Raw genomic sequence first — 25,376 nt, 5'->3', positions numbered from 1 at the left:
CTGTCAAACGCGCCTTCGTGTTCAGTTGGTCACTCTGGCGGCGCGTTCACCAAGCCCATGCCGCCGAGGCCCACTACCGCGCAAGACTCACCACGCAGACGCAACTGTAGTACTAAAGGCGCGTCATCCCTGCTTTCGCCGCGGTGACGTCACCTGGGTGGTTGCCTTGCAACAACCTATCCGCAGCCGAGATCGCCGAGAAGGTCCGGCGCCAGCTTTGCAAAGCTTCCCTGCTCAACGAGCGTGGCGATGGCCTCGGTGTCGGTGGCGAATTCGCGGTCCTCGTCGCGCTTGGCGGAGGTGGCCCGCACGATGCGGTGGGCTTGCTCGATGAGGGCCGACGAAGCGAGCGGACGGCGGAAGTCGATGCCCTCGGCCGCCGCCATCAGCTCGATGGCGAGGATGCGCGAGAGGTTGGCGTTCATCGGGCCAAGCCGCCTTGCGCCGTGGGTGGCCATGGAGACGTGATCTTCCTGGTTGGCAGAAGTCGGCGCGGAGTCGACGGACGCCGGATGCGACATCTGCTTGTTCTCGCTCATCAGGGCCGCCGCCGTGCATTGCGGGATCATGAAGCCGGAGTTGAGGCCGGGGTTGCGGATGAGGAAGGGCGGCAGCAGCGAGATGGACGAGTCAATCAGCGCCGCGATGCGCCGCTCGGAGAGCGAGCCCATCTCGGCCACGGCCATGGCGATGATGTCAGCCGCGAAGGCCACGGGCTCGGCGTGGAAGTTGCCGCCCGACAGCACCGCGCCATCCTCCGCAAACACCAGCGGATTGTCGGACACCGCGTTGGCCTCGATCATCAGGGTGCGCGCGGCATGGCTGAGAAGGTCGAGGCAGGCGCCCATCACCTGCGGCTGGCAGCGGAAGGAATAGGGGTCCTGCACGCGGTCGTCATTCTCGAGATGCGAGGCGCGGATCTGGCTCCCCGCCAGCAGGCGGCGGTAATGCGACGCCGCGAGGATCTGGCCCGGATGGGGGCGCAGCGCGTGGATGCGCGGGTCGAAGGGCGTATCCGATCCCATGACGGCATCAACCGACATGGCGCCCGCCACGATCGCCGCTTCGGCATTGCGCTCCGCCGCGACGAGGCCGGACAGCGCCAGCGCCGTGGAAACCTGCGTGCCGTTGAGCAGCGCGAGACCTTCCTTGGGGCCAAGAGCCACGGGGGCGACGCCCGCCGCGCCGAGGGCGTCTGCCCCGCTCACGCGCCTGTCCTTCACCAGCGCCTCGCCCTCGCCGATCAGCACGAGGCTCATGTGGGCGAGCGGTGCGAGGTCACCCGAGGCGCCAACGGAGCCCTGGCCGGGGATGACCGGCAGCACGTCCCTGTTGATCAGCGCCGCCAGCGCCTCCATGGCCGCGGGCGAGATGCCCGAAGCGCCGTGGGCCAGCGCATTGAGCTTCATCAGCAGGATGAGGCGCGTGACGCCCTGACAAAGCGGGGCGCCGACGCCCGCCGCATGCGAGCGCACGATGTTGACCTGCAGCCGGTCAAGGTCCGCCATGGCGATGCGCGTCCTGGCCAGCTTGCCGAAACCGGTGTTGACGCCATAGATCGCGCCGCCCGCGGCCAGCAGCCGCTTCACCGTCTCGGCGGAGCGGAGGATGCGGGCCCGCGCCCCGTCAGAAAGCGCCACCGTGATGGGTCCGGCCAATGCGGCCCGGATATCGGCAAGGTCCAGCGGGCGTTCACCGATGGCGATCATGTGTCGAGCCTCCTGAGAGCGCGGCGGAAGTTCCGCGCGATGGTCTCTTCATGGATGTGATGGCGGTCCTTGACCACCTGCCGGCCACCGGCGAACACGTCCTTCACCAGCGCATTGCCGCCGGAGAAGATCCAGGTGTCCAGTGCGGTGTCCCCGCTCCGCCCCGCCAGCAGCGGGTGGCCGGCGTCAAGAACCGTGATGTCCGCACGGTATCCGGGCGCGATGGCGCCCACCGGCTGACGCAGGGAGCGCGCCCCGCCCTTCAGCGCCGCCTCGTAAAGGGTGCGTCCGGTGGACATGCCCGGCCCGCCCGCCAGCGCATTGCGGGTGCGCCCGCGCAGGCGCTGGGAATATTCCAGCATGCGCAGGTCCTCGGACGGCGAGACGGTGATGTGGCTGTCGGAGCCGATGGCAATGGCCCCGCCCGCACCCATGAAGGTCGTTGCCGGGAAGATTCCATCGCCGAGATTGGCCTCGGTGGTGGGGCACAGCCCGGCAATGGCGCCGGAACGGGCGAGACCAGCCGTTTCGGCCGGGGTCATATGAGTGGCGTGGATCGTCGTCCAGCGATCCGAGAGGTCGAATTCGCGCATCAGCAGTTCGATCGGGCGGTGGCCGCAGAAGGAGACGCAGTCCTCCACCTCCTTCACCTGCTCGGCGACATGGACATGGACCGGGGCATCGGCCGGCAGCCCGGCGATCACGTCGCGCAGCAGCGCCGGTGTCACCGCCCGCAGCGAATGGGGCGAGATGCCGACCCGCTGCAAGGCTTTGCCCCGAGCCTGTATAGACAGGCTGTCGACAATCTTCAGGAAGCTCTCGGCATGGTTCAGGAAGCGGCGCTGGCCCGCCGCCGGATCCTGCCCGCCGAAGCCGCCGAAAGCATAGAGCGTGGGCAGGATGGTGATGCCGATCGCTGCATGTTGCGCTGCAGCAAGACAGCGGAGGCTCATCTCGGCCGGGTCGGAATAGGGGGCGCCATCCGGCTGGTGGTGGAGATACTGGAACTCGCCGACGACCGAGAAGCCGGCCTTCAGCATCTCGACATAGAGCTGCGCCGCCACCGCCTCGAGGTCGTCCGGCGAGAGCCGCAGCGCGAAACCATACATGGCCTCGCGCCAGGTCCAGAAGCTGTCCGTCCCCGGCCCGGCGCGCTCGGCGAGGCCCAGCATGAAGCGCTGGTGGGCGTGGGAATGGACATTGGGCATGGCTGGCAGGGCGATTCCCGGCAGCCGCTCGCCCTCGGCGGAGCCGGCCACGACCGCCGTGATCATGCCGCCGCCGTCGACGGTGACGCACACGTCCCTTCGCCAGCCTTGCGGTGTCAGCGCGCTGGCGAAGTGAAATTTCGGGCTTTGCATGGGTCCGACTATACTGTATATACAACCTTATACAAGAGGCTTCGGCATGCTGCTCACCAACCTCAAGGCCGCCACCATGAAGGACGGCTATGGCCTGATCGAGGATGCGGCGATCCTCATCGAGGGCGGCCGCATTGCCTGGGCCGGACCCCGGACGGAAGCCCCATCCGGTCATCACGCAACGGACTGCGCGGGCAGGCTCGCCACCCCCGGCCTCATCGACTGCCACACCCACCTCGTCCATGGCGGCAGCCGGGCGCATGAGTTCGAGCAGCGGCTGACGGGCGTCTCCTATGCCGAGATCGCCAGGGCCGGCGGCGGCATCGCCGCCACCGTGCGGATGACCCGGGCCGAACCGGAGGCCGGCCTCGCCGCCTCGGCGCTGCGCCGGCTGGACGCGCTGCTGGCCGAGGGCGTCACCACCATCGAGGTCAAGTCCGGCTACGGGCTTGACCGCGACACCGAGATCAAGATGCTGAAAGTGGCCCGCGAACTCTCCCGGAGGCGACCGGTGGACGTGGTGACCAGCTACCTCGGCGCCCATGCCCTGCCGCCCGAATACAGGGAGAACCGGGCGGGCTACCTTGACCTCGTCTGCAACGAAGTCATGCCCGCCGTAGCCAGGGCCGGTCTCGCCGATGCTGTCGATGCCTTTTGCGAGGGCATCGCCTTCTCGGTGGAGGAAACCCGCCGGGTCTTCGCGGTGGCGAAGTCCCTGGGGCTTCCCGTGAAGCTGCATGCGGAGCAGCTCTCCAACCTGGGCGGGGCGGCGCTCGCCGCCGAATTCGGGGCCTTGTCGGTGGATCACATCGAATATCTCGACCAGGCGGGGGTGGACGCCATCGCCGCCTCCGGCACGGTGGCCGTGCTGCTGCCCGGCGCCTTCTATTTCCTGCGGGAAAAGCAGGCTCCGCCCGTGGCGGCGCTGCGCAAGGCGGGCGTCCCCATGGCGGTCGCCACCGACCTCAACCCCGGAACCTCGCCCGTCCACTCGATCCTCACCGCCATGAACATGGCCTGCGTGCTCTTCGGCCTGACGCCGGAGGAGGCGCTGCGCGGCGTCACCGACAATGCGGCAAGGGCCCTGGGCCTCTATGACCGCGGCCTGCTCACGCCGGGCATGCGCGCCGACATTGCGCTGTGGAACACCGAACGCCCGGGCGATCTCGCCTATCCGCTGGGCTTCAACCCGCTCGCCGCGGTGATCCGCCATGGCGACGTGGTGCGGGGCATGCTGTGACGGGCAGCGCCCGGCCGCTCTATGCCAGGGTCAAGGAGCACATCCTCGGGAACATCCGCGCGGGCGCCTGGGAGGCCGGCCGCCGCGTGCCCTCCGAGAACGAGCTGGCCGGGAGCTTCCGGATAAGCCGCATGACCGCCAACCGCGCGCTGCGCGAACTGACCGCCGAGGGCTTCCTCAGCCGCGTGCCCGGTGTGGGAACCTTTGTCAGGGAGTCCCCCGCCCTCTCGAGCCTCATGGAGCTGCGCAACATTGCCGAGGAGATCGCCCAGCGCGGCCACCGCTATTCCTCGCGCATGATCCGCAAGGGGTCCGTGGACGCCAGCCCGGCGCTCGCGGAGGCGTTCGAGGACCGCGGCCTCAGGCAGCTCTTCCACATCGTCATCGCGCATGAGGAGAACGGCGTTCCCGTCCAGCTCGAGGACCGCTACGTGAACCCCGCCGTGGCGCCCGGTTTCCTCGGCCACGACTTCACCGGGACCACGCCCACCGCCGTCCTGCTCGCCGCCGCACCCGTCGATGAACTCGAACACACCGTCGAAGCGGCACTTCCCACGACAGAACAGCAACGGCTGCTCGGCATTGGCGCGCTTGAACCTTGCCTCGCGCTCCACCGCCGCTCGTGGAGCCGCGGCAGGGTGGCCACCGCCGTCACCCTCACCTATCCCGCCAGCCGCTACGCGCTGTACAGCCGCCACCGCACCAACGCGCGCGGCGCCGTCCCGCAATAGGAGCCCGTCCATGACCATCCGCCGCGACAACACCCGCATCATCAAGGCCCCCACCGGAACGGCCATCTCGGCCAGGAGCTGGCTCACCGAGGCGCCGCTGCGCATGCTGATGAACAACCTCGATCCCGGCGTTGCCGAGCGTCCCGAGGAGCTCGTCGTCTATGGCGGCATCGGCCGCGCGGCGCGCAACTGGGAGGCCTTCGACAGGATCGTGGCGGGCCTGCGCTCGCTCGGGGAGGACGAGACACTGCTCGTCCAGTCCGGCAAGCCCGTCGGCATCTTCCGCACCCACAAGGACGCGCCGCGCGTGCTGATCGCCAACTCCAACCTCGTGCCGCACTGGGGCACATGGGACCATTTCAACGAGCTCGATAAGAAGGGCCTGATGATGTACGGCCAGATGACGGCCGGCTCCTGGATCTACATCGGCACGCAGGGGATCGTGCAGGGCACCTATGAAACCTTCGCCGAAGTGGGCCGCAGGCATTATGGCGGAAACCTCGCACGCAAGTGGTTCCTCACCGCGGGGCTGGGCGGCATGGGCGGCGCCCAGCCGCTCGCCGCCACCATGGCCGGCGCCTCGATGGTGGCCATCGAATGCCAGCCCTCGCGCATCGAGTTCCGCCTGAAGACGCGCTACCTCGACACCAAGGCCAGCACCATCGACGAGGCGCTCGGGATCATCGACCGCTCGCACGGGCAGGGCAAGCCCATCAGCGTCGGACTCCTCGGCAATGCGGCGGAGCTGCTGCCGGAATTCGTCAGGCGCGGCATCCGCCCCGATGCGCTGACCGACCAGACCTCCGCGCATGACCCGGTCAACGGCTATCTGCCCGCCGGCTGGACGCTTGGCGAATGGGAGGAAAAGCGCGTCTCCGATCCGCAGGCCGTCAAGGCCGCCGCCATGGCCTCGATGAAGGCGCATGTCGCCGCCATGCTCGACTACTGGCACATGGGGGTTCCGGTCCTCGACTATGGCAACAACATCCGCCAGATGGCGCTGGAGATGGGCCTCAAGAACGCCTTCGCATTCCCCGGTTTCGTTCCGGCCTATATCCGCCCGCTGTTCTGCCGCGGCATCGGGCCATTCCGCTGGGTCGCCCTCTCCGGCAATCCGGAGGACATCTACAAGACCGACCAGCGCGTGAAGGAGCTCATCCCCGATGACCCGCACCTCCACAACTGGCTTGACATGGCGCGCGAACGCATCGCCTTCCAGGGCCTGCCCGCGCGGATCTGCTGGGTGGGGCTGGGCCAGCGCCACAGGCTGGGCCTCGCCTTCAACGAGATGGTGCGGAACGGGGAGGTCGGGGCGCCCATCGTCATCGGCCGCGACCATCTCGATTCAGGCTCCGTCGCCTCGCCCAACCGCGAGACGGAAGCGATGCTGGACGGATCGGATGCGGTCTCCGACTGGCCGCTGCTCAACGCGCTCCTGAACACGGCGAGCGGGGCCACCTGGGTGTCGCTGCACCACGGCGGCGGCGTGGGCATCGGCTATTCGCAGCATGCCGGCATGGTGATCGTCGCCGACGGCACGGATGACGCCGCGCGCCGCCTCGAGCGCGTGCTGTGGAACGACCCCGGCTCCGGCGTCATGCGCCACGCCGACGCGGGCTATGACATCGCCGTCCAATGCGCGAAGGAGCAGGGGCTGAAGCTGCCGGGGATTACGGTTTAGCCGGTTTCATTCCTCCCCCCGAGTGCGACGCCGAACCCTTCAACCTCCTCACCTCCCCCGGGATTGACCCGGGGGTCTTTTTTCCCGCGGCGCCAAAAAGGATGCGCGGATCAAGTCCGCGCAAGGTGAACAAGGAAACATGCGGGAGACGAGAGACTTGCGTCCCGTCCTAAGGCGTCACCCGCACCACGCGCCCCATCGGGGCGTCTTCGTCGGTCAGCATGTAGAGATAGCCGTCGGGCCCCTGCCGCACGTCGCGGATGCGGGCCCGGCCATCATAGAGGCGCTGTTCCTCGACCACCTTGCCGTCCTTCAGCACAAGGCGCGCGAGATGCTTCAGCGCCAGGGCGCCGACGAAGAGATTGCCCTTCCACTGCGGATAGCGGTCGCTGGTATAGAATGCCATGCCCGAAGGCCCGATGGATGGCGTCCAATAATGCACCGGCTGCTCCATGCCGTCTTTCGCGGTCAGCCCGCCGCCGATCGGCTCGCCCGAGTATTCGCGGCTGTAGGTGATGACGGGCCAGCCATAGTTCTTGCCCGCCTCCGGATGGTTCAATTCGTCGCCGCCCTTGGCGCCGTGCTCCACCGTCCACAGCCGTCCGGTCTCCGGATGGATCGCAGCGCCCTGCAAATTGCGGTGGCCGATGGACCAGATTTCGGGAAGCCAGCCTTCGACCTTGGGGTTGTCGGGCGGAATGCCGCCATCCTCGGTGATGCGGATGATCTTGCCGATGTGATTGTCCGTCCGCTGCACCAGCGGGCGCAGGTTCAGCCTGTCGCCGGTGGTGACGAACAGCGCCCCCGTAGGGTCGAAGACGAGGCGCGAGCCGAAATGCTGGCCGCCCTCGGCCGCGGGCTGCTGGCGGAAGATGACCTTGACGTCGGTGAGGCTCCGCAGATCCTCCGAGAGCCTGCCGCGCATGACGCTGGTCGCGTTCTTGCCCTCCTCGCGCGGTTCCGCGAAGGACAGGAAGACGAGACGGGTCTGCTCAAACTTCGGGTGAAGTGCAATGTCGAGGAGTCCGCCCTGACCCACTGCGGCAACCTGCGGCAGGCCGGAGATCGGCTCCGAAAGCCTGCGGTCCATGCCGATGGTGCGGAGGTTCCCGGCGCGCTCGGTGACGAGCATCGTCCCATCCGGCAGGAAGGCCAAGGACCACGGATGGTCGAGGCCGTCCGCCACGGTCTCCACCAGCTCGTTCGGCCCGGCGCAGGCGCTCAGGGGCGCGAGCGAGAGGGCCAGCAGGCTTGCGGCAACGGTACGGCGATCAATCATGTGGCACCCGGTTTGACAGGACAGCATAATGCCTTACGCACAGGGCGAAATCGTGGATGCTATGTGGCCAAAGCCGCGAGCCCGGCTCTCAAATGCGTGATCTCGTCATCATTGATGCCATGCGAGGCACCCGGATAGATGCGCTCGCTAACCTTCGCACCCATGCGGATGAAGACCTGCGTCGTCTCCTTCACCCGGGCGAGCGGAATATGCGGGTCGTGATCGGAGCAGCCGAGGAAGATCGACGCCCCTGCGAGCGAGCCCTGATAGTCGCGCGGCGTTCCCGGTGGGCCGATGGCGCCGCCGCTCAGCACGCCGATGAAACCATAGGGCCTGGGGTTGCGCAGAACCGTCTCGCTCGTCAGGCAGGCGCCCTGGCTAAAGCCGATGATGGCGAGGCGTCCGGGTTCAATGCCGGAGGCCAGGATATCGGCGATGATCGCCGCAACGCGGCCGAGGGCGCGGGTGAGCCAGGGCTCGTTCGCCGTGGTGGGCGCCATGAAGCTCTGCGGATACCAGGTGTGGCCTTCGGCCTGCGGGGCGAGATAGCAGAGATCCGGCATCGCCATCACGCCGGCGAGGGGCAGCATGCTGTCCGCCGTTGCGCCGCGGCCATGGATGAGCAGCACCACGCCCCTGGCGCGCAGGGGCGGCGCACCCGCACGGCTGAGCGCATGGCGCTCGATCACCCCATCGATTGTGTCACTCATGCGGGGCGCCTTCCGATGGCGTAAAGCGTCTTCCGCGTGGCGATGCTGAAGGGCGACAAGGGAAAGTCAGGCCAACCCGGCGTTTCTCGGCGACGATCCCTCAGTCCCCGTTCACATGGATCACCCGGCAGAAGACGCCGCGCGCGCGGATTGGAATCGCGGCGGGACGTCATGATCGGGCGCTGACCAAAAGGATAAGCCCCGGCTCCAGCGCATGTTCCGTTCAGGCGGAATCGCCTGAACGAAAAGAACATGCGCCGGGTCAATAGACTGAGCATGATCTTATCGCAAAACCGGTTCCGCTTGTGCGGATCATGCTCCATCTCCTTGTTTGGTCGCATTCTCGACGGTCAACCGCTGTCTGCCTGACCTGAAAATGCTTCAGCCGGCCGGGGCTTCGGGGCGGACCGCGCTTACTTCAGCACTTCCGTCCAGATTTTTGTGTAGATTTCCGTCACCTCCGGCGGGCAGGGCTTGAGGAACTGACCGGCCGCCTCGAGATCCTTGGGGACGATGAGTTCGGGCGCGTCCTTCATGTCGGCCGGCAGGAACTTTTCGGAGCCCTTGATGGCATTGGCATAGCGGGCGAAGCTCGAGATCATCGCCGCGTTCTCGGGGTCCATGATGAAGTTCAGGAACAGCTTGGCGTTCTCGACGTTCTTGGCGTCCTTCAGGATTGCGGCGCTGTCCATGAAGAAGGGGAAGCCTTCCTTGGGATAGCCGAACTTCACCGCCGAATTCTGGGCACGGGCGCGCATGGCGGCGCCGTTCCAGTAATAGGCGGCGGCGAAGTCGCGGCTGGCGAACTTCTCGATCACGCCATAGTCCATCGCGATCCACTTCGGCTTGGCCTCGACAAGCTTGTCGCGCACCTTCCTCAGCACGTCCTTGTCGGCGGTGCACCACTCGCCGCCCAGGTAGCGGATTGTGGCATACATCACGTCGTTCATTTCGGGCGCGACGTTGATCTTGCCGACCAGCTCGGCGGGCGGATCAAGGAAGATCGACGACGTGTTCACGTCGCCCTTGTAGACCGAGGTGTCGACGATAATGCCGGTGAGGCCCCACTGCCACGGCACGGAAAAGCGGCGGCCGGGATCCCAGTCGACATTGACCCAGCGCTCATCGACGTTCTTGAAATTCTCCATCTGGTCGGGCCGCGCCTCGAGGAGAAGGCCTTCCTTGATCCAGATCGGCATGTAGTTGGCGGAGGGCACCACGATATCGAAGCCGTGGCCGCCGGCGCGCACCTTGGCAAGCGCCGTGTCGTTGGAGTCGTAATCGGTGACGGTCACCTTGACCTTGTACTTGTCCTCGAATTTCTTGATCATTTCGGGGCTCGTGTAATTGCCCCAGTTGAAGATGTTGAGCTCGCCGTCGGCATGGGCTGCGCCCGCGCCCACGAGCATGGCAAGCCCGGCGAGGGCGGCGGTGAGTTTGAACTTCATTTCATTTTACTCCCTGTTGACGTTTCTCCCATGTCACACCTTCCTCCTGCTGATGAGGAAGAACAGCGTGACGACCAGCACCGATATCGCCAGAAAAATGGTCGATATGGCGTTGATTTCCGGCGTGACGATGCGGCGGAGCTGACCCAGCATATAGGTCGGCAGGGTGTCCTGCCCGCCTGATTTCACGAATTCGGTGATCACCACATCATCCAGCGATATCACGAAGGCCAGCATGAAGCCCGCGAGAATGCCGGGCCAGAGCAACGGCAGCGTGACACGGCGGAACGCCCGCCATGGCGTGGCGTAAAGATCGGCGGCGGCGCGCTCCAGCGTCAGGTCCATGTTTTCCAGCCGTGCGCGGATGGGCAGATAGGCGAAGGGAATGCAGAAGGCGGTGTGGGCGGCGACGATGAAGCCGAGGCCCGAATAGCCGGTCCACGCCTTGACGCGCGAGAAGACGATGAGGAGCGCCACCGCGGTCACGATTTCCGGCACCATCAGGGGCTGGTTGATGAAGGCGTATTTGAAGGTCAGGCCGCGGTAGGGTTCGGTGCGGGTGGTGGCGAGGGCCGCCATGGTGGCCGCGGCAGTGGCGATGGTTGCCGCGATCACGGCGATCGCGAAGGACCGGACCGCCGCTTCCTGCACCGCGGAATTGTTCGAGGCCGCGATGAACCACTTGAGCGAAACGCCCTCCCACACCGCAAGCGACGGACCCGCGTTGAAGGCGAACACCACAAGCGTCGCGATGGGCAGGTACAGCAGGAAGAAGCAGACCATGGCGACCGCGGGGAAACCGCGCTGGCGCTTGACGTCGAAATGGCTAGCCATGCCTTGCCCCCGCCCTCGCGGCGTTGCGCACGTAGAACAGCAGCGCCACCATGACGATCGCCATCAGCGTGATCGAAATGGCGGCTCCGAGCGGCCAGTTGTGCCCCTGTCCGAACTGAAGCTCGATCAGGTTGCCCAGCATCATGTTCTTGCCGCCGCCCAGCACGCGCGGCGTCACATAGGCGCCGAGCGACGGTATGAAAACAAGGATGGAGCCCGCGATGACGCCCGGCTTCACCATCGGGATGATGATCCGCCACAGCACCTTGAGGCGGGTCGCGTAGAGGTCGTAGCCGGCCTCCACGAGACGGAAGTCGAGGCGCTCCATGGAGGCATAGAGCGGCAGCACCATCAGCGGCAAATAGACATAGGCCATGCCGAAGAGAATGCCCATGTCGGTGTACATCATCTGGACCGGCGCGGAGATCAGGCCGAGCTTGAGAAGCGCCGTGTTGATCACGCCCTCGTTGCGGATCACCTCCTGCATCGCGTAGGTGCGGATCAGAAGGTTGGTCCAGAACGGGATGGTGATCAGGAACAGCCAGATCTCGCGGGAGCGCTCGCCGCGCGTGGCGATGAAGTAGGCCGTGGGAAAGCCGAGCAGCAGCGTGATGAGCGTGGTCGCCAGCGACAGTTTCACCGAGCGCGCGAAGATCGCCACATGGGCGTCGTTCAGGGTGAGCGTGTCGTCGAAAATGTCGCGCTGGAAGAGGACGCCGAACCAGCCATCGGCCGAAAACTGCCAGAGCTTCACATCGCCGTAGTCGCCCTTCGCCATGACCGAGTAGAGAAGCATGACGAAGAGCGGCCCCGCGGCCGCGAGGAAGATGATGAGCAGCGACGGCGCGGACAGCAGCCAGCGGTTGCGGACGTCCTGGCGCCGCGCGTTTTCGGCGGCCTCGCGGGCTGACGGCATGCGCTCAGTCCCTCACCAGCCGGGCGCTCTCGGGTTCGAGCGCGACGCCCACGGCATTGCCCACTGCCCAGCCCGCGCCCGCGCCATGCGCGTTCTGCTGGCGGATGATGAAGGTCTGGCCGCCGTCGAGCCTGACGTAATAGTGGGTGTCGGTGCCGAAATAGACGATGTTGTCCAGCGTGCCGCGCAGATCGGCCGGAGCGGAGGCCGCGACGAGATCGGCGTGTTCGGGGCGGACCACCACGGTCACGCGGCCCTCAGGCTTCAGGCCCTCGGGAAGGCCCGCTGCGATGGTGGCGCCGCCGTTGAGCTTCACCCGCGCAAAGCTGCCTTCGATGCCGGCGGCCTCGCCCTCGAGGAAGTTCGTCTCGCCGATGAAGTTGGCGACGAAGCGCACCGAGGGCCGGTCGTAGACGTCGCGCGGGGAGCCGATCTGCAGGATCTTGCCCTTGCTCATCACCGCGATGCGGTCCGACATGGTGAGGGCTTCCTCCTGGTCATGCGTGACGAAGATGAAGGTGATGCCGGTTTCATTCTGCAGCCGCTTCAGCTCGATCTGCATGTCCTTCCTGAGCTTGGCGTCCAGCGCGGAGAGCGGCTCGTCAAGGAGCAGCACCTTGGGCTGCGGCGCCAGCGCCCGGGCCAGCGCCACGCGCTGCTGCTGGCCGCCGGAAATCTGGCTGGTGCGGCGGTTGGCGAGCTCCTCCATGCGGACAAGCCGCAGCATCGTGGTGACGCGCGCGTCAATCTCGGATTTCGGCTTGCCCAGCATCTCAAGCCCGAAGCCGATGTTCTGCGCCACCGTCATATGCGGGAAGAGCGCATAGCTCTGGAACACCGTGTTGACCGGGCGTTTGAAGGGCGGAAGGGGCGCGATATCCTCGCCATAGAGCAGGATCTCGCCCTCTGTCGGGAAGTCGAAGCCGGCGATGAGGCGGAGCAGCGTGGTCTTGCCGCAGCCCGAAGGTCCGAGCAGGGTGAAGAACTCGTTTTCACGGATCGAAACCGAGACGTTGTCGAGAGCCTTCACGGCGTCCTGCCCGGCTCCGAATTGTTTCGTGACGCCTTTCGCCTCGATGGCGGTCTGGCCTGCTGCCAAGATTGCTGTCTCCCTCGCCCCCGGCTTTCCCGCCGGGCTGTTGGATTCATCCTATGACGGGAACTCAGGCTTTGCCAATGGGTTCCGTTGGCGGCGCGGAGTTGCCGCGGCGAGCATGCGCGGCGCCCGGCCTTTCTGGAGCATGATCATGCTCTGGTTCAGATGGACCAGCCGCCATCGATGACGAAGGTTTGGCCGGTGACGAAGGCGGCCTCGTCGCTGGCCAGATAAACCACCAGCATGCCGATTTCGTCCGCCCGGGCCATGCGGCCCATGGGCTGGCGCGCGATGAAGGCGGATTTCGCCGCCTCGTAATCCCCCGTGGCCCTGAGGCGCTCGGTCAGGGACGGGCTGTCGACCGTGCCCGGGCAGATGGCGTTCACCCGGATACCCTTCGAGGTGTAATCCGCCGCCAGCGCCTTGGTCATGCCGATCACCGCGGCCTTGGTGGCGCCATAGACGAAGCGGTTCGGCACGCCCTTGATCGAGGAGGCGGCGGAGGCCATGTTGACGATCACCCCATGCCCGCGGGCCAGCCAGCCCGGCATGAAGGCCTTCATCATGCGGAAATGCGCCTTGACGTTCAGATCGAAGGAGAAGTCCCAGGCCTTCTCGTCGGTTTCCATCAGGGTTCCGGCATGGACATGGCCGGAGCAGTTGAAGAGAATGTCCGGCGTGCCGACGCGCCTGGCCGCCGCGTCAACCTCGGACTGTCTCAGCACGTCGAGGGTGAAGGTCTCGATGCCGGGCTGTTCGGCGGCGAGCGTCTTCAGCGCCCCGTCATTGATGTCGGTGGCCCAGACTTTGGCCCCTTCCTTCGCCATGCAGATGGCGGACGCGCGGCCGATACCCTGACCCGCCGAGGTGACGATTGCTGTCTTGCCGTGAAGCCTGCCGGCCATGGACTTCTCTCCCATTGTCCTGTTCTGTGTGGGACGAACTCACGAGATCAGGTTTCGGTGTCTTGGAAACGAAGCCTGATCTAGCGCCCCGATATGAGCGTTGTCCATGACCAACGATGATCTGTGTTACCTCTCCGCCGCGCAAGCCCTGGGGCTGTTCAAGCGGCGCAAGCTCTCGCCCGTGGAGCTGACGAAGGCGCTGATTTCCCGAGCCGGGAGGGTGAACCCGAAGATCAACTGCCTGGCCGACCGCTATTTCGACGAAGCCATCGCGCAGGCCACCGCGTCCGAGGCGCGCTACATGAGGCGCGGCGCGAGGACGGGCGCGCTCGACGGCGTGCCGCTGGCGGTGAAGGATGCGCAGCGGCTGAAGGGCAAGCGCACCACGCAGGGCTCGCTGATCTTCAGGGACTGGGTGGACGATCGTTCGGACCCGATGATCGAGCGGTTGCAGAAGGCGGGCGCTGTCATCCTCGCCCGCACCACCACGCCGGAGTTCTGCCTCTCCGGCATCACCGCCTCGCGCATCTGGGGCGTGACGCGCAATCCGTGGAACACGGAGTGGGGGCCTGGCGGATCCTCCGGCGGGTCCGCCGCGGCGCTGGCCGCGGGGATCACCACACTGGCGACGGGCACCGACATCGGCGGTTCGATCCGCATTCCGGCGGCGGCCTGCGGTGTCGTCGGCTTCAAGCCGCCGCATGGGCGGAACCCGGACGGGCCGCCGGCGAATTTCGACCGCTTCAACCACTGCGGCCCGATGACGCGCAGCGTGGCCGATGCCGCGCTGATGCAGAACGTGACCTCGGGGCCGCACCCGCTCGATCATGACTCGCTCAGGCGGAAGGTGAGGCTGCCGGGCGAGGCCAAATCGATCCGTGGACTGAATATCGCCTATTCGGTGAACTTGGGCTACGTGCCCGTCGAACCCGCGGTCGCCAGGAACATGCTGAGGGCGGTCGAGGTGTTCAGGTCGCTGGGCGCCAGGGTGGAGGAAGTGGAGCTCGGCTGGACGGCCGAGGTGGAGAAGAACGGGCTGCACTGGTACAACCTCATGCATTTCGGGCGGCAGGCCATCTGGCATCTGGCGGAGTCGCGGCATCTGATGACGGACTACGCCATCACATTCGCCGAGATGGCGCGGAAGCTGACCGCCGCCGATGACGCGCACCGGCCCTGGGAACAGGCGCACCGCATGTATCAGACGCTGGGGCCGGTGCTGGCCGCGCATGACCTGTTCATCTGCCCCACCAACAACGCGCCCTCGGTGAAGGCGGAGCATGACCCGTGGGACGGGAGCTTCACCGTGAACGGCCAGAAGGCGGACCCGGAATATGGCTGGGTGATGACGCACCAGTTCAACATGCTGCACAACTGCCCGGTGCTGTCGCTGCCCTCCGGCCATGCCGAAACGGGCGTTCCCACCGGCATCCAGCTGGTGGGCCGGACCTGGGACGATGTGACGGTTTTCCGCGCGGGCCTTGCCTATGAGAAGGCCGTGGGAGGGTGGTATGGCACGAATAAAACCAGGCCGCGCCTGTGATTTTTTTCTTGACTTTTTCTGAAAAAATACCTATAATGGGCGCATGAACCGGACACTCCCCATCGGCTCCGCCGCACGCAGCAATATCAGGCTTTGCGTCACCGTCCTGATCCTCCTCGCCTGGACCGGCATTGCGGCTTGCCTCGCCGGAGGCCCGTCCGCGGCCGTTCGATCGATTGCGTTCATCCTGCCCGTCTTCACCGCCATGCCGCCTGTTGAACTGCAAAGCCTGTTGTTTTCGGGGCTTATGGGGGCGGATTGCGGCAATTGCATGCGGCGGGCCACGGGGCTAAGTCTGCCCCTGGCTTCGGCAGGCAAGCATGCCGGCGGGGCTTGGCTCAGGGGTCAATGCGCAAGGTCTTTCACATCTTCTTCCATGCCGAGGGCGCCAGGCCCTTCCTGGTGCTGTTCGCGCTGCTGGTGGCCGCCCTGTGCGAGGCGATCGGCATTTCCGCGCTGCTGCCGGCGGTGGCCATCGTCGCCGACCAGCCGGGGGGTGCGGCCAGCGGCAGCCATTCGGGCCTGAGCCAGAAGGTTCTCGACGCCCTCGACTGGGTGGGCATCGCCCCCACGCTTGGCAACCTGGTGCTGATCATCGGCGTGGCGCTGGTGCTGAAGTCCGTCGTCGGCTTCTTCGCGCTCACCTATGCCGCGAATTCCGCCGCGCGTGTCGGGGTGCGTCTGCGCGAGCGGCTGCTCGATGCGCTGTTCGGCGCCAGCTGGCGGTTCTATTCCGAACAGCAGAGCGGCAGCTTCGCCAGCGCCATCAGCGCCGATGCGGCGCGCGCCGCCGAAGCCTACCTCATGGCCGCCAATTTTTGCGCCATGGCGGTGCAGGCGGCGATCTATGTGATCATCACGCTGTTCATCGACTGGCGGCTGGCGCTGCTCGGCCTCGCGGTTGGCCTGGTCATCAGCCATTCCATGGGCTTCCTGATCCGCATGTCGAAGAAGGCGGGCCGCCGCGGCGTGAACGCGACGCGCGACCTGACCGTGAAAACGGTGGAGCTTCTCGGCAACATCAAGCCGCTGAAGACCATGCACCGCTACGACTCCTTCCGGACCTCGATCCGCAAGGCGATGATGAAGCTCGAAAAGGCGCAGCGCCAGCGCGGCGTGGCGCAGCAACTGACCGTGCAGAGCGGCGACGCGGTGATGGCCATCGCGCTGTGCCTGGTCATCTACATTTCCTATACCTATTTCCACGTCACCATCACGGCGCTGCTGGTGGGCGGCATCCTGTTCATGAAGGTGCTGGACAATTTCGGCAGGCTGCAGCGCATGCTGCAGCAGTCGGCGCAGACCGAAGCCTCCTATGACCGGCTGGAACAGCTGATCGCGCTCACCGAGGCCAACCGCGAGCCCGCGCGCGGGACGCTCGCACCCGACGCGGCCGGAGACTGCCGCTTCGAGCATGTCAGCTTCTCCTATGGCGGCCATGACGTTCTGCAGGACGTCAACATCCTCATGCCGGCGCGCAAGGTGACGGTGCTGAAGGGCCTGTCCGGCAGCGGCAAGACCACCCTCGTCGATCTGCTGATCGGCCTGCACCGGCCGCGGAGCGGACGCATCACCGTGGGCGGCGCGCCGCTGGAGGAGATCGACATCGTCAAGCTCCGCCGGCGCATCGGCTATGTCTCGCAGGAGCTTTCGCTGCTGCATGCGCCGCTGCGCGAGAACATCTGCCTCGGCGACGAAAGCCTGACGGAAGACGACATCGCGCAGGCGGTGAGGCTTGCGGGCCTCGAGGGCTTCATCGCCAGCCTGCCGCAGGGCCTTGACACCAGCGCCGGCGAGATGGGCGCGAGGCTTTCCGGCGGCCAGCGCCAGCGCATCGCACTGGCCCGCGCGCTGGTGACCAGGCCCGGCATCCTGATCCTCGACGAGGTCACGAGCGCCCTGGACCCCACGACGGAGGCCGAGATCGTGAACAACATCCGCTCCCTGGCGCATGAATTCACCATCATCGTCATCACCCATCGCGATGCCTGGGTGGACGTCGCCGACCGCCTCTACGAGGTGCGGGCCGGGCGGGTGAACGAGGTGGGCCGCGCGGCGGCCTACAGCATGATCCGCTGAAGTGGAACCGCTTTTGCGACAAGATCATGCTCAAGCTTTTGATCCGGCGCATGTTCCGTTCAGGCGGTTCCGCCCGAACGGAACATGCGCTGGGCTTCCTGCCCACGATGCTCCTTCAGCTTCGCCTCCGGTCTGCGCGCAGGCAGCGCCTTTTTCAGGCTGTCGGGCACGCCATGCGCCCAAAACAGCTCCCTGGGGCCGCGTGCGGCAAACAGCTGGTCAAGCGGGTCCCTGGCGATTGCCGTGATCGGTTTTCTTTTCCGTTACGGCGGCCCCGCGCACACGGGTCCTGACAGTCCCGGACTTTGCCGCCGCCACCAGAAACTCCCGGTTCCCATCCCCGCCCCCGACGGGCGAGGCCTCAAGCCCCAGCACGCGCCAGCCCTCGGACCGCAGGAAATCCGCGATGTCCAGGCAGACCCGCTCATGCGTCCCGGGGCTGGCCACGATCCCGCCTTTGCCGACCGCATCCCTCCCCGCTTCGAACTGCGGCTTGATCAGCGCCACCAGCTGGGCCCCCTCCTCCGCCAGACCAAGCGCCGGCGGCAAGGCCAGCTTCAGCGAAATGAAGCTGACGTCGCAGACGATCAGCTGGATCGCCCGGTCCAGATGCTCCGCGCACAGATCACGTGCGTTCAGCCCCTCGATCAGCCTCACCCGCGGGCCGGCCACCTTCATCTGCCCGTGGCCCACGTCGATGGCCGTCACATGGGCCGCGCCCTGTTCCAGCAGCACCTGGGTGAAGCCGCCGGCGGAGGCGCCGATGTCGAGCGCATTCTTGCCCCGCGCCGAAATGCCGAACCGGGCGAGCCCGTGACTGAGCTTGAGGGCCGCGCGCGAGACATAGGCTTGAGCCTTGTCATCGACGGTGAGCGCATTGTCCGGTCCCACCGCCTGCGATGGCTTCGCCGCCCGCTCGCCGTCCACCTTCACCGTGCCGCGCAGCACGGCGTCCCGCGCGCGCGAACGCGAGGGATAGAGCCCCCGGGCGACGAGCGCCTCGTCGAGGCGCTGCCTAACCGACATCCAGCGGTTCGGCGCCGGACGGCGTACCGTCGGGCTTGAGCGTGATCTTCTCGATGCGGGCCTCCGCATCCTTCAGCAGCGTCTCGCAGTGCTTCTTCAGCGCCTCGCCGCGTTCATAGATGGCGATGGACTGCTCAAGGTCCACCTTGCCGGACTCGAGCCTGGTCACGATCTGCTCCAGTTCGGCCAGGGCCTTCTCGAAGGGCAGGCCGGCGATGTCTGCGTGTCCGGTCATCAGATTTCGTCCCCGTCGTCCTCGAATTCCGGTTCGTCGATCATCCCCGCGCTGCCGCGCATCAGCGCCTGCACGTGGATGCCCACCGAGGCGGCGAGCCCCCGCAGGTCATAGCCGCCTTCCAGCACCGAGACGAGGCGGCCATCGCAATGGACCTCCGCCGCCTCCATCAGCTTCAGCGTGGCCCAGGCGAAATCCTCCTCGGTGAGCCTGAGGCTGCCGAGCGGATCGCGGTGGTGCGCGTCAAAGCCTGCCGAGACGATGACAAGATCGGGCGCGAACACATCCAGCGCCGGCAGGATCACCGAGCTCATCGCCTCGCGGAACTCCGCTCCACCGTCGCCCGCGCGCAGGGGCGCGTTGAAAATATTGCCAACACCCGTCTCCTGCACGCCGCCGGTGCCGGGGTAGAGCGGCATCTGATGGGTGGAGCCATAGAACAGGTTGGCGTCCGGCCAGAAGATGTCCTGCGTGCCGTTGCCGTGGTGCACGTCGAAGTCCACCACCGCCACACGCCCGGCGCCATATTTGTGGCGCGCGTAAAGGGCGGCGATGGCGGCCTGGTTGAACAGGCAAAAGCCCATGGCGCGGCGCGTCTCGGCATGGTGGCCAGGGGGCCTCAGCGCGCAGAACACATTGTCGGCCTCGCCCTGGAACACCGCGTCGACCCCGGCGGTCGCCGCCCCCACGGCGCGCAGCGCCGCCTCGAGCGAGCCCACCGACATCACGGTGTCGGGGTCCAGATATTCCATGCCCTCCGCCGGCGCCATGGCGCGGATGCGCTCCAGATGCTCATGGGCATGGGCGTGCAGAATGTCCTCATCGCGGCCCAGCGGCGCCTCGCGGCGGGCGAGGTCCCTGAAATGGTCATTTGCCAGGATCTGGTTGATCGCCTTGATGCGGTCCACCCGTTCGGGGTGGCCGTCGGGCGTCACGTGGCGCAGCGAGGAGGGATGCGTGAAAAGCAGGGTGGTCATGGCCCCCGTTCTAGCCGCCCGCGCGCCGGACTGCCAGCGCATGTTCCGTTCAGGCGGAATCGCCTGAATGGAACATGCGCCAGAGCAACAGCTTGAGCATGATCTTATCGCACAACCGGTTCCACTTTCGCGGATCATGCTCTATAGAGCCCGCATGTCCTCCCAGACTGACATCGACGCCGCCGCGCAGGCCCTGCGCGAGGGGAAGCTCGTCGCCTTCCCCACCGAGACCGTCTATGGCCTGGGGGCGGATGCGACCAATGGCGAGGCGGTGGCCCGCGTCTATGCCGCCAAGGGCCGCCCGTCCTTCAACCCGCTCATTGCCCATGTGCCGGACGCGCAGGCCGCCTTCGCTCTGGGAGATTTCAGCCCGGAGGCAATGGCGCTCGCCGAGGCCTTCTGGCCGGGTCCGCTGAGCCTCGTCGTGCCGCGCGCCTCCGGTTGCCCGGTCTCGCTGCTGGCCAGTTCAGGCCTCGGCTCAATTGCCATCCGGGTTCCCTCCCATCCGGTTGCGCTGGCGCTGCTGAAGGCCTTTGGGCGCCCGGTGGTGGCGCCCAGCGCCAACCCCTCCGGCAAGATCAGCCCCACCACGGCGGACCATGTGCGCCGTCACCTCAAGGGCAAGGCCGCCGCAGTGCTGGACGGCGGCCGCTGCAAGGTGGGCGTTGAATCGACGGTCGTCAGTTTCCTCGCCGATGGACCGAGGCTGCTGCGCCACGGCGGCGTGCCCAGGGTTGAGATCGAGACGGTGCTGGGACACGCCATCGCGGTCGAATCCCATTCCGCACGCCCCCACGCGCCGGGCCAGCTGCTGAGCCACTATGCACCGCACGCCGAGCTCCGCCTCAATGCGCAAGCCCCGCGCGACGGCGAGGCCTATCTCGGTTTCGGCCGGCTGCATGCCCACGGGCCGTGGACGCTCTCCGCCACCGGCGACCTCGTGGAGGCGGCCGCCAGCCTGTTTCGCCTGCTGCACGAGATTGACGCCACCGGGGCGGCACGCATCGCGGTGGCCCCCATTCCGCACCAGGGCCTCGGCGAGGCCATCAATGACCGGCTGATGCGCGCCGCCGCGCCCCGGGGACCACATGAGTGAGGCCCTGAACCGCCTTGCCGCCGTGACCGGCGAGACATACGCGATCCGCGATCCCGCCCAGATGACCGGCTACATGCGCGAGTGGCGGCAAATCTGGACCGGCCGCTCGCCGCTGGTGCTGCGCCCGGGTTCGACGGAGGAGGTGAGCCGCATCCTGGCCATCGCCAACGAAACGCGCACGCCGATCGTGCCGCAGGCCGGCAACACCGGGCTGTGCGGCGGGCAGATTCCCACCGAGGCCGGCAATGAGGTGGTGCTGTCGCTCGACCGCATGACCCGCATCCTCGATGTCGACCGGAGCAATAACACAATCACCGTTCAGGCGGGCTCCGTGCTCAGGTCGGTGCAGGAGGCGGCGGACAAGGTGGACCGGCTGTTCCCCCTGAGCCTCGCCTCTGAAGGCTCCTGCCGCATCGGCGGCAATCTCTCCACCAATGCCGGCGGCCTCAACGTTCTCGCCTATGGCAATATGCGCGATCTCTGCATTGGCCTTGAGGTGGTGCTGGCGGACGGCCGCATCTGGGATGGCCTGAAGCGCCTGCGCAAGGACAATACGGGCTATGACCTGCGCGACCTGTTTATCGGCGCCGAGGGCACGCTTGGCGTCATCACCGCCGCGGTGCTGAAGCTGTTCCCCAAGCCGAGGACGCGGGAGACGGCGTTTCTTGCCGTCCGCTCGCCGTTGGCCGCGGTGCATCTGCTCGCGGCCGCCCAGGAGAAGAGCGGCAACCGCGTGGTCGCCTTCGAATTGATCGCCAATATCGCCCTGCAGTTCGCCATCCGCCACGCCGGCGTGCGCCATCCGCTGAATGAGGATTCGGCCTGGTACGTGCTGATGGAACTGGCCGACCCGCCAACCGGCGTGATGATGGAGATTTTGGAGGCCGACCTCGGGGACCGGGCCATCTCGAATGGCGTGATCGCCGGATCGGAGGCGCAGCGCAGCGAATTGTGGGCGGCGCGCGAGTTGATCTCGGAATCGCAGAAGCCCGAGGGCGGCTCGATCAAGCACGATGTCTCGGTGCCGGTGTCGGACGTGCCCCGCTTCCTTGCCGAGGCTGACAGGGCCGTCGCGGACCTTGTTCCGGGCGCGCGCCTCGTGACCTTCGGGCATCTGGGCGATGGCAACATCCATTACAACGTCTCGCAGCCCGAGGGCATGGACAAGCAGGAATTCCTCGACATGTGGGACGAGGTGAACGACGTGGTGTTCGGCATCGTCCACCGCTTCAACGGTTCGATCAGCGCCGAGCATGGCATCGGGCGTCTCAAGGCCCATCGCATGCCGGAGATCAAGTCGGACGTCGAGATCGACATGATGCGCGGGTTGAAACACATGCTGGACCCCAACAACATTCTGAACCCCGGCCGCGTGCTGCCCGGATGACGGAGTTTCGCGAGCGCGTCGTCGCGCTGTGGCAGGCCCGCGGGCTGACGCGGGCGTGGAATGATCCGCACACATGTGAACCCCGACAGGCCTACCGCGAATCTTCCCAGCCGTACCATACGTAAGCCCCCTTGAGATACAGGGGCCGGAAGGCGGGCAGGGGGAAACGTGACAGGCGGCGCGTGAGCACGGGCGACAACTCACCGCGCGCCGCCTTTCCCGTAAGAAGGCGGGCCACCGCGCGCCCGCTCCATGAGCCCATGGCCACGCCATTGCCGTGATAGGCGATGGCCGTCCACACCGTCTTCTTCGCGTCAAGCGCGCCGATATAGGGCACGAGGTCATGGCTCAGGCAGACGAAGCCGCGCCAGTAATGCGTGATCTCCACATCGCTCCATGCCGGAAACAATTCCTTGAAGGCCCTGGTCAGCAGCGGGCGATAGGCGGCCTCGCCGCGGTCCGAGGCATCGGCGCCGCCGCGCCCGCCGAACAGGAAGCGGCCATTGGGCAGCACGCGGAAATAATGCAGCAGCCTGCGTGAGTCATAGGCCAGAAGGTCCGACGTCCAGCCCTGGGCGCGGCGCTCGTCATTCGTGAGCGGGCGCGTGACGATGACGCTGGAGAGGGCGGGCATGAGGCGGCCCGCATGGCGTTTCGAAACATCCTCCGGCGTATAGCCATTGGTGGCGACGATGACCTGGCTGGCCTTCAGCACGCCCCCGCGCGTGTGCAGGCGGTGGCCGCCGGGCAATTCCTCCCAGCGCATGAGCCGCGAACGGCCATGGATCTTCGCGCCCGCGCCCGCCGCCGCCCGCGCCAGACCGCGCGCATAGTTCAGCGGGTGCACGCCGAAACCGACGCTGCCCTTGAGGCCGGCGAAGAAGCCAGGCCCGTCGAGGCCCTGTGCCTTGAGGTCCTCCCTGGAAAGGAACTCCGTCTCGTCGCCGAAGGTCCGCCTGAGGAAGGCCTGTTCGTCGCGCAGTTCCCGCACGCGGCTGGGAAGATGAGCGAGGGTCACCTCGCCATCCGCCGTCGCCCAGGCGTCGATGCCGCAACGCTGGAGAGTGTCGCGCACGAGGGCCACCGACTGGCGCATGGTCTCGTAGAACTGCTTCGTGGCGTCGAGGCCATAGCGCCGGATCATGGCGGGATAGGACAGCTTGTGCGAGCCCATGCAGGCGAAGCCGCCGTTGCGGCCTGAAGCGCCCCAGCCCACATGGCCCGCCTCCAGCACGCGCACATCGACGCCCTGCCGGGCGAGTTCGAGCGCCGCCGAAAGCCCCGTGAAGCCTGCGCCGATGACGGCAACCTCGCAGGTTTCGGCGCCCGTCAATGGCGGGGTGTCGATCCGCAGGGGATCGGCGGAAGCCTCCCAGTAGCTGTCAACGGCGCGGTCAAAATGGAAGGCATGCGGATGGGTGGTGGAAGCCATGGTGAAGCCTTGCTAAAGCATGATCCGCAAAAGTAGAACCGCTTTTGATCTGGCGCAGAAGGGCCAGATTGCGGGCGCGCTGGTGTCCATCGACGCGATCGGCTGCAATGCGGGCACGGCGCAGGCCATCCTCGACGCGGGGGCCGACTGAAGCACTTTCAGGTCAAGTGGACACCGGTTGACCGTCGAAAATGCGACCAAACAAAGAAATAGAGCAGGTTTCGGTTCCACTGATCCGAAACCTGCTCTATCTTCTGTCGGTGAAGGCCAAACAGTCCGGCCTGGTGGGCGAGATCGGGCGCTCCTTCGAGGACCCCGGCCCCGGCGAGCCGCGTTTTCCCAAACTCGCCATGATCGCGCGGGTCAATGCCGGAACATGGGAAAAAGACAAGCAAACCAGCGCCACGCGCTTCTACGTCTCGTGGCGTCCAATGACGCCGAAGGCCCTCGCCGAGGCCGTGCGCAGCCATTGGGCCATCGAAAACAGCCTGCACTGGGTGCTCGACGTCACCTTCGGCGAGGACAAGGCCCGATCCCACACCGGACACGGACCCGCCAACATGGCCACCGTCCGCCACTTCGCCTTCAACATCCCGCGCGCCGTCAACGACAAACGAAGCCTCAAACTCCGCAGAAACAAAGCCGGAAGGAACCCAGCCTACATGGCGCGGATCATCGGAAGGACCCGTTAACCCGGATTCACCGCCGTGGCCTAAGCTCGGCGGCGGTTGACATGGACGCGATTTTCTCCGCATCGGTCTGCGCGCGCGGCACCGCCGCTCAATTGCATCAAGCGTGAAAACAGCTGGGCAGCCCTGGGCGAGGAGATGATCTTCGTGCGCCTCCGCCGGGATGGCGCCTGCGGGCAATTCTGCCCGGAATGGATCTTGGCGCAGGGCGTGATCACGCCCGACACGCCCGAGCGCCTCCGCAAAATGCTGCACCAGATGGGCGGTGCGAAGCTCCCCATCGTGTTTGACTCGGTGGGTGGCGATATCGATGCGGCAATGGAGATTGGCCGGATGGCGCGCCAGCACCGGCTGACCACCGTTCTCGCCCGCAGCAGCGCGGAGAACTGCAACCCGCGCAACGATGCCTGCCGGCGCATGACCGCGAACTCCGCATTGCGCGGCACCCATCTGCTGCATAGACCGAACTGCGGCGCGGCCTGCCTGCTGGCCTTTGCCGGCGGGGTGACGCGCTATGGGTCGTGGGCCGGGGATCTCGTCATGCCGTCCCCCGTCTGCTCACAACGCGCGAGAGCGGCCGAACGGCGGAACAGCTGATCTCAGACTATCTGCACGCCATGACAATCTCGCCGCAGCTTATCAAGGATGCCAGCCAGGCAAGCTCCGGCAATGCGGTGCATATCGGCCTCCAAGAGATGCTCACCTACCGCATTGGCAACACGTCAGACAAGCCAAGTCTGCTGACTGATCCGGACATCTGCCGAGATCCTGCCGCCGCCGCGAATTGCGTGCTTCGCGCCGGTTCGAGCTAGCAGGCTGCTGAAAAATGTATTTTTGACACACTCTGATTCCGGTTTGAGCTGGTTTCGAATCCGTTATGTTCACGCTTTAGAGCGGCGGGCGGTCAATTGACTCCATTAGGATTTCCCTCCCCCTCGTGGCAGGGCTATCGCATATGGGTTCCCTTCTCCCGTCCGAAGGATGGGAGAAGGTGCCCGAAGG

At 66.4% G+C, this 25,376-nt stretch carries 21 protein-coding genes and 2 pseudogenes; 10 read left to right on the top strand and 13 right to left on the bottom strand.

The window, feature by feature from the left end:
* Positions 1 to 176 precede the first annotated feature (176 nt).
* On the bottom strand, positions 177 to 1,709 hold the full coding sequence (gene hutH / locus IOC69_RS09920; RefSeq protein WP_290543388.1) for a histidine ammonia-lyase: 1,533 nt from the start codon (positions 1,707 to 1,709) through the stop codon (positions 177 to 179).
* Positions 1,706 to 3,070 carry a formimidoylglutamate deiminase gene (locus tag IOC69_RS09915; protein ID WP_290543387.1) on the bottom strand — a complete coding sequence of 455 codons (1,365 nt, stop codon included), beginning with the start codon at positions 3,068 to 3,070 and terminating at the stop codon, positions 1,706 to 1,708. Before IOC69_RS09915 ends, hutH begins: the two co-directional genes overlap by 4 nt.
* Before the next feature lie 46 nt (positions 3,071 to 3,116).
* Here IOC69_RS09915 and hutI point away from each other — a divergent pair, with 46 nt between their 5' ends.
* From hutI to hutU, 3 genes are read left to right on the top strand one after another with little or no spacing between them, the layout of a single operon-like run.
* A complete protein-coding gene (hutI, locus tag IOC69_RS09910; protein WP_290543386.1) occupies positions 3,117 to 4,310 on the top strand; it encodes an imidazolonepropionase in 1,194 nt (397 codons plus the stop codon).
* Positions 4,307 to 5,041: a histidine utilization repressor gene (hutC, locus tag IOC69_RS09905; protein ID WP_290543385.1), complete on the top strand. Its 735-nt coding sequence runs from the start codon at positions 4,307 to 4,309 to the stop codon at positions 5,039 to 5,041. The genes hutI and hutC overlap by 4 nt, the downstream gene beginning before the upstream one ends.
* A 10-nt stretch (positions 5,042 to 5,051) precedes the next feature.
* Entirely contained in the window at positions 5,052 to 6,722 is a 1,671-nt protein-coding gene (hutU, locus tag IOC69_RS09900; protein ID WP_290543384.1) for a urocanate hydratase, read from the top strand.
* A 169-nt stretch (positions 6,723 to 6,891) separates the two neighbouring features.
* Here the strand turns inward: hutU and IOC69_RS09895 are convergent, their stop codons facing one another.
* The 7 genes from IOC69_RS09895 to IOC69_RS09865 all read right to left on the bottom strand — a co-directional run bounded on the left by IOC69_RS09895 (position 6,892) and on the right by IOC69_RS09865 (position 13,910).
* A complete protein-coding gene (locus tag IOC69_RS09895; protein ID WP_290543383.1) occupies positions 6,892 to 8,001 on the bottom strand; it encodes a PQQ-dependent sugar dehydrogenase in 1,110 nt (369 codons plus the stop codon).
* A gap of 59 nt (positions 8,002 to 8,060) precedes the next feature.
* Complete coding sequence (locus IOC69_RS09890) at positions 8,061 to 8,711, bottom strand: dienelactone hydrolase family protein (RefSeq protein ID WP_290543382.1); 651 nt, start codon at positions 8,709 to 8,711, stop codon at positions 8,061 to 8,063.
* A 413-nt stretch (positions 8,712 to 9,124) separates the two neighbouring features.
* Entirely contained in the window at positions 9,125 to 10,159 is a 1,035-nt protein-coding gene (locus tag IOC69_RS09885; RefSeq protein ID WP_290543381.1) for an extracellular solute-binding protein, read from the bottom strand.
* Between the two features lie 33 nt (positions 10,160 to 10,192).
* Positions 10,193 to 10,993: an ABC transporter permease gene (locus tag IOC69_RS09880; protein ID WP_290543380.1), complete on the bottom strand. Its 801-nt coding sequence runs from the start codon at positions 10,991 to 10,993 to the stop codon at positions 10,193 to 10,195.
* The gene (locus IOC69_RS09875; protein ID WP_290543379.1) at positions 10,986 to 11,909 is read right to left on the bottom strand and encodes an ABC transporter permease; all 924 of its coding nucleotides are present in this window, start codon (positions 11,907 to 11,909) and stop codon (positions 10,986 to 10,988) included. Before IOC69_RS09875 ends, IOC69_RS09880 begins: the two co-directional genes overlap by 8 nt.
* 4 nt (positions 11,910 to 11,913) lie before the next feature.
* Positions 11,914 to 13,008, bottom strand: a complete 1,095-nt coding sequence (locus tag IOC69_RS09870; protein WP_290543378.1) for an ABC transporter ATP-binding protein — start codon at positions 13,006 to 13,008, stop codon at positions 11,914 to 11,916.
* A gap of 158 nt (positions 13,009 to 13,166) precedes the next feature.
* A complete protein-coding gene (locus IOC69_RS09865; RefSeq protein WP_290543377.1) occupies positions 13,167 to 13,910 on the bottom strand; it encodes an SDR family oxidoreductase in 744 nt (247 codons plus the stop codon).
* A gap of 106 nt (positions 13,911 to 14,016) precedes the next feature.
* Here IOC69_RS09865 and IOC69_RS09860 point away from each other — a divergent pair, with 106 nt between their 5' ends.
* Positions 14,017 to 15,453: an amidase gene (locus IOC69_RS09860; RefSeq protein WP_290543376.1), complete on the top strand. Its 1,437-nt coding sequence runs from the start codon at positions 14,017 to 14,019 to the stop codon at positions 15,451 to 15,453.
* 348 nt (positions 15,454 to 15,801) lie between these two features.
* Positions 15,802 to 17,532 carry an ABC transporter ATP-binding protein gene (locus IOC69_RS09855; RefSeq protein ID WP_290543375.1) on the top strand — a complete coding sequence of 577 codons (1,731 nt, stop codon included), beginning with the start codon at positions 15,802 to 15,804 and terminating at the stop codon, positions 17,530 to 17,532.
* A 312-nt stretch (positions 17,533 to 17,844) separates the two neighbouring features.
* Here the strand turns inward: IOC69_RS09855 and IOC69_RS09850 are convergent.
* From IOC69_RS09850 to IOC69_RS09840, 3 genes and pseudogenes are all read right to left on the bottom strand, one after another.
* Positions 17,845 to 18,558: pseudogene (locus IOC69_RS09850) on the bottom strand (TlyA family RNA methyltransferase); the annotation flags it as partial.
* Positions 18,548 to 18,793 carry an exodeoxyribonuclease VII small subunit gene (locus IOC69_RS09845; RefSeq protein ID WP_290543374.1) on the bottom strand — a complete coding sequence of 82 codons (246 nt, stop codon included), beginning with the start codon at positions 18,791 to 18,793 and terminating at the stop codon, positions 18,548 to 18,550. The pseudogene IOC69_RS09850 and the gene IOC69_RS09845, both read right to left, overlap by 11 nt.
* Entirely contained in the window at positions 18,793 to 19,770 is a 978-nt protein-coding gene (locus IOC69_RS09840) for a histone deacetylase family protein (protein ID WP_290543373.1), read from the bottom strand. The genes IOC69_RS09845 and IOC69_RS09840 overlap by 1 nt, the downstream gene beginning before the upstream one ends.
* 154 nt (positions 19,771 to 19,924) lie before the next feature.
* On the opposite strand from IOC69_RS09840, the gene IOC69_RS09835 reads away from it, so the two are divergent.
* Positions 19,925 to 20,866 (top strand): L-threonylcarbamoyladenylate synthase, encoded by a 942-nt coding sequence (locus IOC69_RS09835; RefSeq protein ID WP_290543372.1) that lies wholly within the window; start codon positions 19,925 to 19,927, stop codon positions 20,864 to 20,866.
* A complete protein-coding gene (locus IOC69_RS09830; protein WP_290543371.1) occupies positions 20,859 to 22,253 on the top strand; it encodes an FAD-binding oxidoreductase in 1,395 nt (464 codons plus the stop codon). The genes IOC69_RS09835 and IOC69_RS09830 overlap by 8 nt, the downstream gene beginning before the upstream one ends.
* A gap of 91 nt (positions 22,254 to 22,344) precedes the next feature.
* On the opposite strand, the gene IOC69_RS09825 is transcribed toward IOC69_RS09830, so the two are convergent.
* Positions 22,345 to 23,685, bottom strand: coding sequence for an FAD-binding oxidoreductase (locus IOC69_RS09825; RefSeq protein WP_290543370.1), 1,341 nt, complete (start codon positions 23,683 to 23,685; stop codon positions 22,345 to 22,347).
* A 49-nt stretch (positions 23,686 to 23,734) separates the two neighbouring features.
* Between IOC69_RS09825 and IOC69_RS09820 the strand changes: the two are divergent.
* The 3 genes and pseudogenes from IOC69_RS09820 to IOC69_RS09810 all read left to right on the top strand — a co-directional run.
* Positions 23,735 to 24,377 (top strand): annotated as a pseudogene (locus IOC69_RS09820) (ISAs1 family transposase); the annotation flags it as partial.
* A gap of 135 nt (positions 24,378 to 24,512) precedes the next feature.
* Positions 24,513 to 24,971 carry a hypothetical protein gene (locus tag IOC69_RS09815; RefSeq protein ID WP_290543369.1) on the top strand — a complete coding sequence of 153 codons (459 nt, stop codon included), beginning with the start codon at positions 24,513 to 24,515 and terminating at the stop codon, positions 24,969 to 24,971.
* A gap of 20 nt (positions 24,972 to 24,991) precedes the next feature.
* Positions 24,992 to 25,186: a hypothetical protein gene (locus IOC69_RS09810; protein ID WP_290543368.1), complete on the top strand. Its 195-nt coding sequence runs from the start codon at positions 24,992 to 24,994 to the stop codon at positions 25,184 to 25,186.
* Positions 25,187 to 25,376 lie beyond the last annotated feature (190 nt).

The sequence above is a fragment of the Aestuariivirga sp. genome, assembly GCF_020252405.1.
GTDB lineage: Bacteria > Pseudomonadota > Alphaproteobacteria > Rhizobiales > Aestuariivirgaceae > Aestuariivirga.
The sequence above is the reverse complement of the archived record's forward strand: the minus strand, read 5'-3'. Positions and strand labels throughout refer to the sequence as shown.

Excerpts from the sequence above, each read along its gene's own strand:
- hutH (WP_290543388.1), bottom strand. The coding sequence starts at position 1,709 with ATGATCGCCATCGGTGAACGCCCGCTGGACCTTGCCGATATCCGGGCC.
- IOC69_RS09915 (WP_290543387.1), bottom strand. The coding sequence starts at position 3,070 with ATGCAAAGCCCGAAATTTCACTTCGCCAGCGCGCTGACACCGCAAGGC.
- hutI (WP_290543386.1), top strand. The coding sequence starts at position 3,117 with ATGCTGCTCACCAACCTCAAGGCCGCCACCATGAAGGACGGCTATGGC.
- hutU (WP_290543384.1), top strand. The coding sequence starts at position 5,052 with ATGACCATCCGCCGCGACAACACCCGCATCATCAAGGCCCCCACCGGA.
- IOC69_RS09895 (WP_290543383.1), bottom strand. The coding sequence starts at position 8,001 with ATGATTGATCGCCGTACCGTTGCCGCAAGCCTGCTGGCCCTCTCGCTC.
- IOC69_RS09890 (WP_290543382.1), bottom strand. The coding sequence starts at position 8,711 with ATGAGTGACACAATCGATGGGGTGATCGAGCGCCATGCGCTCAGCCGT.
- IOC69_RS09885 (WP_290543381.1), bottom strand. The coding sequence starts at position 10,159 with ATGAAGTTCAAACTCACCGCCGCCCTCGCCGGGCTTGCCATGCTCGTG.
- IOC69_RS09880 (WP_290543380.1), bottom strand. The coding sequence starts at position 10,993 with ATGGCTAGCCATTTCGACGTCAAGCGCCAGCGCGGTTTCCCCGCGGTC.
- IOC69_RS09875 (WP_290543379.1), bottom strand. The coding sequence starts at position 11,909 with ATGCCGTCAGCCCGCGAGGCCGCCGAAAACGCGCGGCGCCAGGACGTC.
- IOC69_RS09865 (WP_290543377.1), bottom strand. The coding sequence starts at position 13,910 with ATGGCCGGCAGGCTTCACGGCAAGACAGCAATCGTCACCTCGGCGGGT.
- IOC69_RS09860 (WP_290543376.1), top strand. The coding sequence starts at position 14,017 with ATGACCAACGATGATCTGTGTTACCTCTCCGCCGCGCAAGCCCTGGGG.
- IOC69_RS09855 (WP_290543375.1), top strand. The coding sequence starts at position 15,802 with ATGCGCAAGGTCTTTCACATCTTCTTCCATGCCGAGGGCGCCAGGCCC.
- IOC69_RS09845 (WP_290543374.1), bottom strand. The coding sequence starts at position 18,793 with ATGACCGGACACGCAGACATCGCCGGCCTGCCCTTCGAGAAGGCCCTG.
- IOC69_RS09840 (WP_290543373.1), bottom strand. The coding sequence starts at position 19,770 with ATGACCACCCTGCTTTTCACGCATCCCTCCTCGCTGCGCCACGTGACG.
- IOC69_RS09835 (WP_290543372.1), top strand. The coding sequence starts at position 19,925 with ATGTCCTCCCAGACTGACATCGACGCCGCCGCGCAGGCCCTGCGCGAG.
- IOC69_RS09830 (WP_290543371.1), top strand. The coding sequence starts at position 20,859 with ATGAGTGAGGCCCTGAACCGCCTTGCCGCCGTGACCGGCGAGACATAC.
- IOC69_RS09825 (WP_290543370.1), bottom strand. The coding sequence starts at position 23,685 with ATGGCTTCCACCACCCATCCGCATGCCTTCCATTTTGACCGCGCCGTT.
- IOC69_RS09815 (WP_290543369.1), top strand. The coding sequence starts at position 24,513 with ATGATCTTCGTGCGCCTCCGCCGGGATGGCGCCTGCGGGCAATTCTGC.
- IOC69_RS09810 (WP_290543368.1), top strand. The coding sequence starts at position 24,992 with ATGACAATCTCGCCGCAGCTTATCAAGGATGCCAGCCAGGCAAGCTCC.